The sequence below is a fragment of the Nocardia sp. NPDC051832 genome (genome assembly GCF_040681285.1).
Lineage (GTDB): Bacteria > Actinomycetota > Actinomycetes > Mycobacteriales > Mycobacteriaceae > Nocardia.
Genome location: NZ_JBFAYL010000001.1, coordinates 1388268 through 1401258 on the forward strand (window position 1 = coordinate 1388268; position 12991 = coordinate 1401258).

Sequence of the window (12991 nt, forward strand, 5' to 3'; positions counted from 1 at the left end):
AATGTTCCGGACGTCTGCCCAGGTCGATGCGTTGCTCTCCGGTAGCGGGGTGCGGCGTGGGAAAATTGGGTCATGCGCCAGCCCCTCGACCTCAACAGCGACCTCGGCGAAGGCTTCGGGCCGTGGGCGATGGGTGACGACGCGGCCATGCTCGACATCGTCACCAGCGCGAATATCGCCTGCGGGTTCCATGCGGGTGACCCGTCGATCATGCGCCGCACCTGTGCGCTGGCCGTCGGCAAAGGGGTGCGGATCGGCGCCCATGTCGGCTATCGGGATCTGGCGGGTTTCGGCAGGCGTGCGATCGCGGTGCCCCCCGCCGAACTGAGCGACGAGGTGCTCTATCAAATCGGTGCGCTGGACGCTTTCGCGCGCGCCGCCGGTGACCGGGTGCGATACGTGAAACCGCATGGTGCGCTCTACCATTCGGCGGCCCAGGACCGCGAGCTGGCCGACGCTGTCGTAGCCGCGATGACGACCTACGATCCGGAGCTGGTGCTGCTCGGTCCGGCGGGCACGCTGCTGGAGCAGGCGGCGGCGGAGGCGAAGGTGCGGTTCGTCGGCGAAGGGTTCGCCGACCGGGCCTATCTTCCCGACGGCACGCTGGCCCCCCGCACGCTCGCCGGGGCGGTGCTGTCCGCGGACGCGGCTGTCGCGCAGGCGGTTTCGATCGCCACCAGCGGCGCGACAAGCACGGTGGACGGCGACCCGGTGGCCGTCGACTCCGCGAGTATCTGTGTGCACGGCGACTCGCCCGCCGCTGTCGAGATGGCGCGCCGGATCCGTACCCGGCTGACGGAACTGGGCCTGCCGCTGGAGTCGTTCGCATGACCGAGGTGATCCGTGCCGCCGGTGATCGCGCCTTGCTGGTGACGCCGGCGGGCGGGGTCGCCGATCTGGCTGCTGCCCTGCGGAACCGGGCGGTGCCGGGCGTGGAGGACGTCCTGCCCGCCGCGGAAACCATTCTGGTGACCCTGAATTCGCCGAGCGTGGCGGAGCCGGTCCGCCACGCCCTGGACGAGCTGCTCCAGCAGGCCGCCCGAGATGTTTCCCGTGGAACACTGTCGCACAACGACTTTCCCGAGCCATTGCTGATTCCGGTTCGCTATGACGGGGCCGACCTGGACGATGTCGCGCGCCTGCTGAACCTGAGCACCGCGGAAGTGGTGGCCGCCCACACCGGGACGACCTGGCGCTGCGGGTTCGTCGGTTTCGCCCCAGGCTTCGGCTACCTCGAATCCGCCGGGCATCGCCTCACCGTCCCCCGCCGGGACCAGGCGCGGACTGCCATCCCGGCCGGCGCGGTAGCGCTCGCGGGCGGCTACACGGCCGTATATCCGCGCAGTACGCCCGGCGGCTGGCAACTCATCGGCCGCACCGACTTACGCATGTGGGACGTCGATCGCGATCCGCCGGCCCTGATCCAGCCCGGGTCCACCGTGCGCTTCGTCGAGGCGGACACATGATTCTCCTCGACGCTGTAGGTCCCCTCGCCACCGTGCAAGACCTGGGCCGGCCGGGTTGGTTCGGCTCCGGCGTCGGCGTGGCGGGTGCGGCCGACCGCGGCTCCATCCGTCTGGCCAACCGCCTCGTCGGCAACCCGGAGCACTTCGCGGCGATCGAAGCGCTGCTCGGCGGGCTGACGCTGCGGGTCGACCGCCAGCACACCCTGGCGGTCACCGGCGCCCCCGCTCCCGCCACCGTCGACGGCACCCCGGTCGGCCCGGCCAGCGTGCTGGAACTGCGCGCGGGACAGACACTTCGGCTCGGCCTCGCCGGCACCGGCCTGCGCAGCTATATCGCGATCCGCGGCGGCATCGACCTCGCCCCGGTGCTCGGATCCCGTAGCCGCGACACCCTGTCCGGCATCGGCCCGGAACCACTGCGCCCCGGCGACCGCCTGCCGATCGGCCCGGCGCCGGACACCCTGCCGATCGTCGACGTGGCGCCGGTGGCCCAGCCCACGGCCGACCCCCTCGACGTCCGCGTCGTGCTCGGGCCGCGCGACGACTGGTTCACCGACCCGGCTGCCCTGTTCCGCGGCGAATGGACGGTCTCCGCCGATACCGACCGCGTGGGAGCCCGGCTCGATCGCCGTACCGGTCCACCTCTGGCCCGCAAGGCCGCCGGCGAGCTACCGACCGAGGGCATGGCGCTCGGCTCGATCCAGGTGCCGCCGAGTGGCCAGCCGGTCGTCTTCCTGGCCGACCACCCGATCACCGGCGGTTACCCCGTGCTCGCGGTCGTCGTGTCCGCCGACGTCGACGCGTTCGCGCAGGCCCGCCCGGGGCGAGTCATTCGCTTCCGCCCGGCCCACTGACCAGGAGGTCAGGAACCTTCGGCGACGGCCTTCAGCGCTTGCAGACGGGTCTCCTGGACTTTCTGGATCTTGGCGGTGCTGTAGATCAGCGGGATGAGAACGCCGCTCATGGATTCGGCGACGGTGACGCGCGTGGTGTTCGCATCGACCGGTTCGAGGACATGGCGGTCGACAGCCTTGAGCCACATGGCCTTTCCGGACCAAGTGAGTTCGCGCCCGGGAGCGACCACGGCGAAGGTGGACTGGATGGTGCCGTTGCCGAGGGTCCACTCGAAGGTACCGCCGGGGGTGACCTCGGTCAGCGTCTTCAACTGGAAGCCGGGGTACCAGCTGGACCAGTTGGCGACGTCCACGAGAAGTTGCCAGACCTTGGCGACGGGCGCCGCGACGACGATGCTGTGCGAGCTGTTGAGCTGAGCGGAGTCGTCCAGGCGTCCGTTGGCGGCGTATTCGCGGTGCAGTGTGCCGAGATCCGGTCCGCTGTAGAACAATCCGCTCGCCATGTGCTTCTCTCCCTAGGGTCGACCGGGTAGAGCGGAGAGTCCGCTGTACCTCCGATACCCCGCCGACCCTACGGCGATTACCAGATATGCACCCGTTGAGCGGGTTCCATATACAGAGCGTCGCCCGGCTTGACGTCGAAAGCCTCGTAGAAGCTGTCCACATTGCGGACTACCGCGTTGCAGCGGAACTCCGGCGGCGAGTGCGGGTCGATGGAGAGCCGGCGGATGGCCTCCTCAGTGCGCGCCTTGGTGCGCCACACCTGCGCCCAGCCGTAGAAGACGCGCTGCAGGCCGGTGAGGCCGTCGAGCACCGGGGGCTCGGCGCCGTCCAGCGAGATCCGGTAGGCCTCCAGGGCGATCGACAGGCCGCCCAGGTCGCCGATGTTCTCGCCGACGGTGAACGCGCCGTTGACCGTGTGGTCGTTGGTGAGTTCCTGCGGCGACAGGGCGTTGTACTGCTCGATCAACGCCTTTGTCCGCTTACCGAATTCGGCCCGGTCGGCATCGGTCCACCAGTCGACCATGTTGCCGTCGCCGTCGTACTTCGCGCCCTGATCGTCGAATCCGTGCCCGATCTCGTGGCCGATGACCGCGCCGATGCCGCCGTAGTTGGCGGCGTCGTCGGCGTTCATATCGAAGAACGGCGGCTGCAGGATGGCGGCCGGGAAGACGATCTCGTTCATGCCCGGGTTGTAGTAGGCGTTCACCGTCTGCGGGGTCATGAACCACTCGCTACGGTCCACCGGCCCGCCGAGCTTGTTCAGATCACGGTCGTGGTCGGCGGCGTAGCCGCGCCGATAGTTGCCGACCAGGTCGGCCGGATCGATCTCGACCGCGGAGTAATCGCGCCAGTTGTCGGGGTAGCCGATCTTCGGGGTGAACTTCTCCAGCTTGGTCAGCGCGGCCTGCCGGGTGTCGGCGCCCATCCAGTCCAGCTGCGAGATATTGCGCCGGTAGGCCTCCTGCAGGTTGGCCACCAGCTCCACCATCCGGGCCTTGGCTTCCGGCGGGAAGTGCTGGGCCACATACAGTTTGCCGACCGCCTCGCCGAGCAGCGCCTCGACCAGGGACACGCCGCGCTTCCAGCGTTCCCGGTTCTCCGGCTGGCCGCTCAGGGTGCGGCCGTTGAAGTCGAAGCTCTCCTCGACCAGCTCGTCGGTCAGGTAGGCGGCGCGGGAGCGGATGATCCGCCACGCGGTCCAGGCTTTCCAGTCGTCCAGGGATTCCGACTCCCAGGTCTGGGCGAAGGTCCGCAGGAACTCGGGCTGGCGCACCACGACCTCGGCGAACAATTCGGGCCCGGACTTGTCCACCCCGTCGGCGAGCGCGGAAGTCCACGCCGCCCAGTCGAACTCGGGGTTCGCCGCGGTGAGCTCGGCGAAGGTGGTGAGGTTGTAGCTCAGTTCGGCGTCGCGGCGCTTCACCACGTCCCAGTGCCCGGCCGCGAGCTTCTGCTCCAGCTCGAAGACCCGCTGGCCGACGCCGTCCAGATCTTGCGGCAGCAGCGCGCCGATCCGCGGGTCGGTGGCCGCGAGCGCGAACATCCGCCCGATGTGCGCGATGTACTTGGCGCGGATCTCGGCGAAGTCGTCCTGGCGGTAGTAGGACTCGTCGGGCAGGCCGATGCCGGCCTGGGTGGTGTGCGCGAGATAGCGGTTGGAGTTCTTGTCGTCGGTGTCGACGTAGCAGGAGACCGCGCCGCCGACGCCGGTGCGCTGCAGGCGACCCAGCAGCGCCGCGAAGCCGGAGCGCTCGCCCGCCGCTTGGACCGCGGCGAGTTCGTCGGCGATCGGGGCCAGCCCGGCCGCGGTGACGGTCTCGGTGTCCATGAAGCTGGAGTACAGATCGCCGATCTTGCGGGCGTCGGTTCCCGCCTCGGCCTGTTCCGCGGCGGCATTCTGGATGATTGCCTGCACGTCCAGCTCGGCCTGGTCGTAGAGCGCGCGGAAGGCGCCGTCGACCGACCGGTCGGCGGGAATCTCGTAGGTGTCCAGCCATTTGCCGTTGACATGCGCGAACAGGTCGTCCTGCACCCGCACGGCGTCATTCAGGTGAGACAGATCGATACCGGAGGGGCTCGTCAGTTCGGAAGTCACGGTCTCCAGTATGCCGCCGCGGCGGTAGCGCGGCGGGCGAGGTCAGACCCCGGCCGCGGGGCGCGGCCGGGTAAGGGATCTAACTGGACTGGAGGATGCGGTCGAATTCCCCGGCGCGGGCGCCCGCGAGGAAGGCGGTCCATTCGTCCGGGGTGTAGCTGAGGCTGATGTCGCGGTAGCGCATCGTCGCGCTGCCGTCGGAGGAGATGTGCACGAGCAACTGATCGTGTGCTCGCCCACTGGTGAGGAGCCGCAGGAACGAATTCCATTGGCGCGCGGTGACAGTGATGATGGGCTCTTCGGCACGGCGGTTGGCCGGGTTGCGGCGGTATTTGCTGTCCCGGATGAGCACCGCATCACCATCGAACCGAACCTCGACGCATTGATTGCCGTTGTTGGATCGAGACGATGTGAACCAGCCGGTGTGGGGCGGCCGAGGGCTAGCGGTGGTGGCCATGCGCAGGATTTTACACTTTGTCATAAGCTCTGATCAGCGCCAATGATTCGTCACGGGAAAGGGATTGGCCGAGCGCGCGGACGTAGGCGAAGCCGATATCGCGCACCAGGTCCGGATCTTCCACGGCCCCGCCGAAGACCGCGCTCTCGGCCCAGCCGAAGGTCGGCAGCTGCTGGCCGGCGAAGTCGATCAGGTGGAAACTGGAGCCGCCGAGGATCGCCCCGGCGGTGGCGGCGAACGGAATCACCCGCACCTCGATGTGCTCGTGTTTCTCCAGCAGGTCGGACAGATGACTCAACTGCCCGCGCAGCACCTGCTGCCCGCCGGTCTGCTGGCGCAGGGCGGCTTCGCCGATCACCGCGGTCAGCTCGACCGGCTCCGGCCCGAATAGTCGTTCCTGGCGCTGCATCCGGATCCCCACCAACTGCTCCACCTGCACCGGCCGGATCATCACATCGGCGCTGATCAGGGCGCGGGCATAGTCCTCGGTCTGGAGCAGGCCGGGCACGATGAGGCTGTCGTAGCTGCGGATGGACTGCGCGCCGAACTCCATGCCGTACAGGCGTTGCAATTCCGGGCCGAGCAGCGCGGCCGCCTTGGCCCACCAGCCGCGCTGCTTGCTGGCGTCCAGCAGCGCGAGCAGTTCGGCCCGTTCCTCGGCGTCGACTTCGAGCAGCTCGAGCACGGGGCCGATGGTGTTGACGGTGAGGACGCGGCGGCCCTTCTCCACGTGCGACCAGTTGGCGGCGGTGAAGCCGACGCGTTTGGCGAAGGTCGCGGAATCGAAGCCGCGCTGCTCCCGCAACTCCCGCAGCCGCAACACCAATTCCCAACGCGCGACGGTAGGCGAAACGGGTGCCATGACTGGCGATGCTACGCCCGCGCGATTCCTCTGCGTGTGACTATTGTCAACCCAGTTTGGCCGGGCTACTGTCGCATCCAAGCTGGTCAGCTCTCCCCGTCATATCGATCCATCGATGCATCGAGGCGAGGTTCGTATGAGTACGTCCCGCAAAGATCCCGGCAGTCCTGAAGCTTTCGCGGCGACCCAGGATGCCCTCGCCCGGTGCCGCCGATATCGCAAGGACCACGGGCTATACGGCGTGGTCGATCCGGCGCTGGGCCGAATCATGTTGGAAGTGGGCGCGGTCGGCGCGGTCGTCATGCCGGCCACGCTCGGCGAACGGGTGCGGACGCTGCTGGCCCCCGGGCAGGCGAGCACCGGACCGGTGATCGCGCATCCGCGTTCAGGCCGGTGGACGTTCCTGACCGGTCCGACCGACAGTTCGTACCTGGATATGGCGCTGTTCTCGGATCTGTTCCGGGTGTGCGCGTCGGTCGCGCTGCCGGGTACCAGATTGGTGCTGCCCTCCCCCGCTGACGAGCAAGGCGGTTACCGGCTGTGGATCGATCCGCCGCAGCGCGACTTCCGCCCGCTGCTCGGTGACGTGGTCGCGGCGACGCGCGCCTGCTCGGCCCGGATCAAGGAACCCGCGACGGAGTGAGCGGCTACTGCCCGCCGAGGCGCGCGTGCATCTCCCAGATCAGCACTTCCGCGGGCCCGTGCGCGGTGAGGCGCTGCCCGCCGGATCTGGTGAGCCGCACGGCGTCGCCTTCGTAGAGCGGGCCCACGCCTTCCATCTCGACCTCGCCGCGCGCGAGGAACACATGCAGATAGGGAGCGTCGGGTAGGTCGATGACCTGGGGTGCGCCGTCCGCGCCCGGCATCCGCGCCACGTGGAACGCCGAATGGCTGCTGTTGATGGCGATGGCGGTGCGATCGCGATACCGCGGCAGCCCGGAGGCCACCGTCACCAGACCGCCGCCGGCTAGTTCGTCGTCGATCTCGAGCTGCTGATACCCGGGAGTCAGGCCGGGTTCGTCCGGCACCACCCACATCTGCACGAAATGCACCGGGTCCTCGTGCGCCGCGGCAGCGTCCGAGAGGCGCCAGGAGTCGTTCTTCTCCGAATGCAGGATCCCCGCGCCCGCGCTCATGCGCTGCGCCAGACCCGGATAGATGACGCCGCTGTGGCCCAGCGAATCCTGGTGCACCAGGCTGCCGTCGAGCACCCAGGTCACGATCTCCATGTCCCGGTGCGGATGGGTCTCGAAGCCCTGACCGGGCAGCACCACATCGTCATTGTTGACCAGCAGCAACCCGTGATGTGTGTTGTCCGGGTCGTAGTGCTCGCCGAAGGAGAAGGAGTGCTTCGAGTCCAGCCACGGGATCCGGGTCTTCATGCGGTCGCCGCCGCGGTGGATGTCGATATGGGGAGTCGTGAGCGTGGACATGTGAACTGGTCCCTCCTTCTCCGACCTGCGTTTCAGGGTGGGAGCACCTCCGACGGGGTACCCCGGATTCCGAGTAAATTGTCCTGCACTCGGCATTTTACCTAGCGACTTTCGGGTGAACGCCAGGTGAGGAGTAACGGCCGAGCTGTGGAACGCGGCAACGAGCCCAGTAGGGTACGCAAAATATCTGCGCGGCAATGGAACCGGAGGTGATCCAGGATGCGACCAGAGGCGCTCGAGCGCATCGAGCGAGATCTCCGCGCCACCGCGCGGGCCGAGGGCATCACCGACTTCGTGGTCGGAGTCGCGGTCTTCCGGGACCGCAAACTGCTGGTCGTGCGCCGGGTGCCGGACTCCTATTACGGCGGGATGTACGAACTACCCGGCGGCGGCGTCGAGTCCGGGGAGAGCTTCACCGAGTGCGTCGAACGGGAGTTACACGAGGAAACCGGCCTGCGGGTGCGCGGCTTCCTGGAGTTCCTCGGCGCCGTCGACTACGCCACCCGCACCAAGGCCAAGGTCCGCAAGTTCTCCTTCATCGTCGAAACGGAGCCCGGCCGGGTCGAGCTCGCCCCCGGCGAACACGACGCACACGCGTGGATCGACGCGGGCGCCCTCGAGGTGCTGCCCTTTACGCCCGATACCCGCGAGACCATCCGTGCCCTGGTCGATTCGCTGGACCAGCCGCATCCGGCCTGACCGGCCGCGCCGCTGGGCCACCCGGCACAATCAGCACGATGTCGACCGCACCCGCCCCGTCCGAGTCGGTGCCGTTGCGTACCGCGCTGCGCGACAGTCCGGGCGTGCTGCGCCTGGCGATAGTGCGGTTCGCCGGGCAGTTCGGGGACGGGATGTTCCAGGCGGCGCTGTCGGGGGCGATTCTGTTCAATCCGGAACGGGAGACCGATCCGCTCGCGATCGCCGCGGGTTTCGCGGTGCTGCTGCTGCCGTATTCCCTGATCGGGCCCTATGCGGGCGCGCTGCTGGACCGGTGGGACCGGCGCGCGGTGCTGCTGGTGGCCAATGTCTTCCGGGCCGTGCTGATCGGCGCGGTCGCGCTCGGGCTGCTCGCCGGGGTCGGCGAGCTGCCCTTGCTGCTCGGCGCGCTGGCCGTGGTCGGGATCAGCCGGTTCGTGCTGGCCGGGGTGTCGGCGGCGCTGCCGCGGGTGCTGGCCCAGCAGTGGCTGGTGCCGATGAACTCGGTGCTGGCGACGGTGGCTTCGGCGTGCGCCGGGATCGGTGCGGCGGCATCGGTGGCGATCATCGGCCTGCTCGGCGCGGGCGATTTCGCGTCCGCGGTGGCGGTCGGGGTGAGCGCCGCCGGGTCGGTGCTGGGCGCGGTGCTCGCCACCGGGTTCCGGGCGCGGGTGCTCGGCCCCGAGGACGGGGCCGCGGGCCACGGGAGGAGCGCGCTGCACGCGATCGCGACGGGGCTGAAGACTGGGGCGGTCGCGGTCTGGCAGTCGGCGCAGGTGACGACCGCGATGATCGGGATCGGCGCGCATCGAATCGTGTTCGGCACCAACACCTTGATCATGGTGCTGGTCTTGCGTGAGGCGCCGGCGGCCGGCGGTTCCGGATTGGACAGTGGGCTGCTCGGGTTCGGCGTCGCGATCGCGGCGGCCGCGGCGGGCATGCTGGTGGCGGCGGTCGTGGCGCCCCTGGTGATTCCGCGGCTCGGCCGGCCGCGCACCGTGGTGGCCGGGTTGCTGACCGCGACGCTGGTGCAGTTGACGCTGGTGACGCCGATCGCGGTGGCGCAGGGCGGGCCCATCGCCGAGCACGCGCATCACCTGCTGCTGGCGGGTGCGTTCCTCTTCGGTCTGGCCGGGCAGACGATCAAGCTGACCGGTGACGCGACGATGCAGATCGATATCGATGACGCCCGGCGCGGGCAGGTTTTCGCGCTACAGGACACCGTCTTCAACATCGCCTTCGTGCTGGCGATTGCCGTTGCGGCGCTGGTTATTCCGGCCGACGGCCGATCGCTGCCGGTCGTACTCGCCGGTGCGGCTGTGTATTTCGCCGGAATTGTGGCAATTGCCGTCAATGCGCGGCGCGCTCGTCAATCATTCCGCCAGGCGGCCTCGGCCTGATCCAGAAGTTCGAAATCGCGCGGCGAGCGCGGCGAATCATGGGGCAGCGCCGGATATTCCGCGAGCACCTGGGCGAGATCGGCGGTCACGATATTGTCCGGCGCCGGGCTCGGGCCGGGCTCCGGTTCGGGCCGGATGGTCCACTCCAGCGGCTCGTTGGCCGAGTCGAAGCCGGTGACCAGGTGATCCCAGGTGCCCAGGGCGGAGGGGTCGGTATAGAAGTGGTCGAGCACGCCGTCGTCGTTCAGGTCGAGCGCGGCGACGTCGGCGACACCGGTGCCGCGGGTGTCCCACAGCGCGTCGTCGAGCAGGCCGTCGCCGTCGAAATCCAACTGCACCGCGTCGACCGTGCCGGTGCGGGCCAATTCCAGATCGGCCGGTGAGGACCAGACATGGACCTCGCCGTCACCCGTCCCGAAGACGTATTCGATATCGCTCATATCCAGTTGGACGCAGCCTCGCGGAATTCGGTTCCATATCGAATGTATTCCGACCGCCCGGCTTCCCGCGCGTCGGCGCACGCTCCGGTAAGTTGATCTTCCCGCGTTCGATCCGAATCGACAGGGAGTCAACAGATATGGGCTTGCTGCCGGAGAAGCTGGATGCTCCAGTAGTCTTCGGAGCCGTTCTCACCGGACTGCTCTGCGTGCCGTTGCCCGCTCAGGCCAATTCCCATCCGTGGGCGCCCCCACCGGTGAACCTGTGCGGTGAGGTCGGCTTCGATCCGCTGCTGCGCCAGCCGGATCCGAATCTGCCGCCACCGCCGGTAATCCAGATTCCGCCGAAGATCGAGATCCCGGTGCCGGTCCCCGAGTTCACCCCGGTGCCGGTGCCCGATCCGCCGCAGGACAACACCCGGGTCGGGCAGGCGCCGCTGCCCGCCGATCCGTGCCGCAATCCCTGCCCGGACCTCCGGGACACGCCCGAGCCGGAGGAATCGACCGAACCGGAGGCTCCGGACACCGGGTCGAACTCGGGTTCCGGTGCGGGCAAGTTCGAGCTGCCCCGGCTGGAGATCAAACCGGAGATCGAGCCGATCCCGATCCCGTACGAGCGCGAGGAGCCGGGCGCGGCCCCGCAACCCGTCCCGCCGCGGGTGGTGCATCCCATCGAACCCGGCCCGGTCGCCGAAGCCGTCGCCGCGCCGCAGGTCGAGCGGGTGGAGCTGGTCAACCAGGTGACCGGCCGCGGTTCGATCAACCGCACCGACATGCGCTGGCAGGTCGACGGCACCGACCTCGGCCTGATGTGGGAGACCAAGCCGGGCGAGGTCGCCGTGGTCTTCGGCGACACCTTCGGCGACGGCTGGGTCACGGGCGGCGCGGGCGGCCCGGACTGGCGCAGCAACGTGCTCGGCTTCAGCACCGACCGCGATCTCGCCGACGGCCTGAAGATCGACACCTTCGTGCAGGACAGCCGCTGCCACGCGGCGGAGTTCCTGGCCAGCCGCAAGGTCAAGAACTGGGAGACCACGGTCATCCCGACCTCGGGCTTCGCCCTGGGCAACCGCCAGTACATGAGCTACATGTCGGTGAACCGCTGGAGCCGCATCCCCGGCCTGTGGTCCACCAACTACGGCGGCATCGCCTACTCCGACGACGGCGGCAACACCTGGGTCAAGGACCAGCACGCCAAGTGGGACAACGTGTTCGGACGCGGCCGGTTCCAGGTCGCGGCCATGGTCCCGGAGGGCGACTACGTCTACATGTTCGGCACGCCCAACGGGCGGGTCGGCATGATCGCGCTGGCGCGGGTGCCCAAGGCCGACGTCCTGAACAAATCGGCCTACCAGTACTGGGTCGACGGCAACTGGGCGCCGGCCGCCGAGAACGACGCCTCTCCCGTGGTGCTCGGCCTGGCGAGCGAGATCTCGGTGCGTTACGACGCGGCCGCGAAGCAGTGGCAGATGGTCTATCTGGATCCGGGGAAGGGCTCGATCGTCGTCCGGAATTCCGCTACGCCTCAGGGTATTTGGACCGACGCGGCACAGCTGGTCTCGACCGCCGACTATCCGAAGACCTACGGCGGCTTCATCCATCCCTGGTCCACCACCGAGGACCTGTACTTCACGGTTTCGGCGTGGGACAGCTACAACGTCTACCTGATGCACGCGAAGCTGAAGCCCGCGGACTGAGTCAGCGCAGGCGCTGCTCGGTGTCGGCGTCGAAGAAGAAGATCTCGTTCAGCTTGGGGCGCAGCCGCAGGCGATCGCCCAGGGCGATCTGGAAGTGCCGGTCGACCCGGGCCACCACCTTGCCGGAGCGGCTGGACCACTCCGCGGTGATCGGATGGCTGTAGACGAAGGATTCGGCGCCGAGCTCCTCGAGCAGCTCGGCGTCGACGGCCAGGCTGTTGTCGGGGTCGGTGGTGACCTCCCAGGATTCCGGGCGGATACCGACGATGACGCGGGACCGGGAACTGTTGTTGGGCACCGGGATCCGCAGGTCGTTGAGGACGGCGCGGCCGTCCTCGACCGGCGCCTCGAGCAAGTTCATGCCCGGGGAGCCGATGAATCCGGCGACGAAGGTGTTCAGCGGATTGTCGTAGAGCTCGCGCGGCGCGGCGATCTGCTGGAGTTTGCCGTCGAGCAGCACGGCGACGCGATGCCCCATCGTCATCGCCTCGACCTGGTCGTGGGTGACATAGACGGTGGTGGTGCCCAGCCGCTTCTGCAGGGCTGCGATCTGTGAGCGGGTGCTGACCCGGAGTTTGGCGTCCAGGTTGGACAGCGGCTCGTCCATGCAGAAGACCTGGGGCCGGCGCACGATGGCGCGCCCCATCGCCACGCGCTGCCGCTGGCCGCCGGAGAGCTTCGCGGGCTTGCGCTCCAGCAGCGGTTCCAGCTCCAGCATCTTCGCGGCCTCCAGCACCCGGACCTTGGTGTCGGACTTGCTCATTCCCATATTGCGCAGCGCGAAGCCCATGTTCTCCGCGACCGTCATGTTCGGGTAGAGCGCGTAGGACTGGAAGACCATGGCGACGTCACGGGCCCGCGGGGGCAAACCCGTGACGTCTTTGCCGCCGATCAGGATACGTCCCTGCTCCACCGATTCCAGCCCCGCGAGCATGCGCAGGCTGGTGGACTTGCCACACCCCGAGGGGCCGACGAGGACGATGAACTCCCCGTCGGCGATATCGAGTTCGAGATTGTCGACAGCAAGGCTCGGCGCACCGGGATATTGGTGCGTCACCCCGTCGAAGTGCACTGTAGCCATGCTGTCTGT

General features: G+C 68.5%; 14 protein-coding genes. 7 read left to right on the forward strand and 7 right to left on the reverse strand.

Annotated elements, in window-relative coordinates; genetic code table 11:
- Positions 1 to 72 precede the first annotated feature (72 nt).
- The 3 genes from AB0M14_RS06150 to AB0M14_RS06160 are packed head-to-tail and all read left to right on the forward strand — an operon-like array spanning position 73 to position 2320.
- Complete coding sequence (locus tag AB0M14_RS06150; RefSeq protein WP_364989358.1) at positions 73 to 831, forward strand: 5-oxoprolinase subunit PxpA; 759 nt, start codon at positions 73 to 75, stop codon at positions 829 to 831.
- Complete coding sequence (locus tag AB0M14_RS06155) at positions 828 to 1466, forward strand: allophanate hydrolase subunit 1 (RefSeq protein ID WP_364989360.1); 639 nt, start codon at positions 828 to 830, stop codon at positions 1464 to 1466. Before AB0M14_RS06150 ends, AB0M14_RS06155 begins: the two co-directional genes overlap by 4 nt.
- Positions 1463 to 2320 carry a biotin-dependent carboxyltransferase family protein gene (locus tag AB0M14_RS06160; protein ID WP_364989362.1) on the forward strand — a complete coding sequence of 286 codons (858 nt, stop codon included), beginning with the start codon at positions 1463 to 1465 and terminating at the stop codon, positions 2318 to 2320. The genes AB0M14_RS06155 and AB0M14_RS06160 overlap by 4 nt, the downstream gene beginning before the upstream one ends.
- Before the next feature lie 8 nt (positions 2321 to 2328).
- On the opposite strand, the gene AB0M14_RS06165 is transcribed toward AB0M14_RS06160, so the two are convergent.
- The 4 genes from AB0M14_RS06165 to AB0M14_RS06180 form a co-directional block, all read right to left on the reverse strand.
- Positions 2329 to 2823 (reverse strand): SRPBCC domain-containing protein, encoded by a 495-nt coding sequence (locus tag AB0M14_RS06165; protein ID WP_364989364.1) that lies wholly within the window; start codon positions 2821 to 2823, stop codon positions 2329 to 2331.
- A gap of 77 nt (positions 2824 to 2900) precedes the next feature.
- Complete coding sequence (locus tag AB0M14_RS06170; protein ID WP_364989366.1) at positions 2901 to 4919, reverse strand: M13 family metallopeptidase; 2019 nt, start codon at positions 4917 to 4919, stop codon at positions 2901 to 2903.
- A gap of 79 nt (positions 4920 to 4998) precedes the next feature.
- Positions 4999 to 5376, reverse strand: a complete 378-nt coding sequence (locus AB0M14_RS06175) for a DUF397 domain-containing protein (protein ID WP_364989369.1) — start codon at positions 5374 to 5376, stop codon at positions 4999 to 5001.
- Between the two features lie 10 nt (positions 5377 to 5386).
- Positions 5387 to 6238 (reverse strand): helix-turn-helix transcriptional regulator, encoded by an 852-nt coding sequence (locus AB0M14_RS06180; RefSeq protein WP_364989371.1) that lies wholly within the window; start codon positions 6236 to 6238, stop codon positions 5387 to 5389.
- A 136-nt stretch (positions 6239 to 6374) separates the two neighbouring features.
- On the opposite strand from AB0M14_RS06180, the gene AB0M14_RS06185 reads away from it, so the two are divergent.
- Positions 6375 to 6881, forward strand: coding sequence for a hypothetical protein (locus AB0M14_RS06185; protein ID WP_364989374.1), 507 nt, complete (start codon positions 6375 to 6377; stop codon positions 6879 to 6881).
- 4 nt (positions 6882 to 6885) lie between these two features.
- On the opposite strand, the gene AB0M14_RS06190 is transcribed toward AB0M14_RS06185, so the two are convergent.
- Positions 6886 to 7671 (reverse strand): pirin family protein, encoded by a 786-nt coding sequence (locus tag AB0M14_RS06190; protein ID WP_364989376.1) that lies wholly within the window; start codon positions 7669 to 7671, stop codon positions 6886 to 6888.
- A gap of 219 nt (positions 7672 to 7890) precedes the next feature.
- On the opposite strand from AB0M14_RS06190, the gene AB0M14_RS06195 reads away from it, so the two are divergent.
- Positions 7891 to 8370 carry an NUDIX domain-containing protein gene (locus AB0M14_RS06195; protein WP_364989378.1) on the forward strand — a complete coding sequence of 160 codons (480 nt, stop codon included), beginning with the start codon at positions 7891 to 7893 and terminating at the stop codon, positions 8368 to 8370.
- Between the two features lie 38 nt (positions 8371 to 8408).
- A complete protein-coding gene (locus tag AB0M14_RS06200) occupies positions 8409 to 9767 on the forward strand; it encodes an MFS transporter (protein WP_364989380.1) in 1359 nt (452 codons plus the stop codon).
- Here AB0M14_RS06200 and AB0M14_RS06205 read toward each other — a convergent pair.
- The gene (locus tag AB0M14_RS06205; protein WP_364989382.1) at positions 9737 to 10207 is read right to left on the reverse strand and encodes a hypothetical protein; all 471 of its coding nucleotides are present in this window, start codon (positions 10205 to 10207) and stop codon (positions 9737 to 9739) included. The genes AB0M14_RS06200 and AB0M14_RS06205 overlap by 31 nt on opposite strands.
- Before the next feature lie 137 nt (positions 10208 to 10344).
- On the opposite strand from AB0M14_RS06205, the gene AB0M14_RS06210 reads away from it, so the two are divergent.
- Positions 10345 to 11901 carry a DUF4185 domain-containing protein gene (locus tag AB0M14_RS06210; protein ID WP_364989385.1) on the forward strand — a complete coding sequence of 519 codons (1557 nt, stop codon included), beginning with the start codon at positions 10345 to 10347 and terminating at the stop codon, positions 11899 to 11901.
- A gap of 1 nt (position 11902) precedes the next feature.
- Here the strand turns inward: AB0M14_RS06210 and ugpC are convergent, their stop codons facing one another.
- Positions 11903 to 12982, reverse strand: a complete 1080-nt coding sequence (ugpC, locus tag AB0M14_RS06215; protein WP_364989387.1) for a sn-glycerol-3-phosphate ABC transporter ATP-binding protein UgpC — start codon at positions 12980 to 12982, stop codon at positions 11903 to 11905.
- Between the last annotated feature and the right edge of the window lie 9 nt (positions 12983 to 12991).

Coding starts and splice junctions, on each gene's coding strand:
- AB0M14_RS06150 (WP_364989358.1), top strand. CDS start 73: ATGCGCCAGCCCCTCGACCTCAACAGCGACCTCGGCGAAGGCTTCGGG.
- AB0M14_RS06155 (WP_364989360.1), top strand. CDS start 828: ATGACCGAGGTGATCCGTGCCGCCGGTGATCGCGCCTTGCTGGTGACG.
- AB0M14_RS06160 (WP_364989362.1), top strand. CDS start 1,463: ATGATTCTCCTCGACGCTGTAGGTCCCCTCGCCACCGTGCAAGACCTG.
- AB0M14_RS06165 (WP_364989364.1), bottom strand. CDS start 2,823: ATGGCGAGCGGATTGTTCTACAGCGGACCGGATCTCGGCACACTGCAC.
- AB0M14_RS06175 (WP_364989369.1), bottom strand. CDS start 5,376: ATGGCCACCACCGCTAGCCCTCGGCCGCCCCACACCGGCTGGTTCACA.
- AB0M14_RS06180 (WP_364989371.1), bottom strand. CDS start 6,238: ATGGCACCCGTTTCGCCTACCGTCGCGCGTTGGGAATTGGTGTTGCGG.
- AB0M14_RS06185 (WP_364989374.1), top strand. CDS start 6,375: ATGAGTACGTCCCGCAAAGATCCCGGCAGTCCTGAAGCTTTCGCGGCG.
- AB0M14_RS06190 (WP_364989376.1), bottom strand. CDS start 7,671: ATGTCCACGCTCACGACTCCCCATATCGACATCCACCGCGGCGGCGAC.
- AB0M14_RS06195 (WP_364989378.1), top strand. CDS start 7,891: ATGCGACCAGAGGCGCTCGAGCGCATCGAGCGAGATCTCCGCGCCACC.
- AB0M14_RS06200 (WP_364989380.1), top strand. CDS start 8,409: ATGTCGACCGCACCCGCCCCGTCCGAGTCGGTGCCGTTGCGTACCGCG.
- AB0M14_RS06205 (WP_364989382.1), bottom strand. CDS start 10,207: ATGAGCGATATCGAATACGTCTTCGGGACGGGTGACGGCGAGGTCCAT.
- AB0M14_RS06210 (WP_364989385.1), top strand. CDS start 10,345: ATGGGCTTGCTGCCGGAGAAGCTGGATGCTCCAGTAGTCTTCGGAGCC.
- ugpC (WP_364989387.1), bottom strand. CDS start 12,982: ATGGCTACAGTGCACTTCGACGGGGTGACGCACCAATATCCCGGTGCG.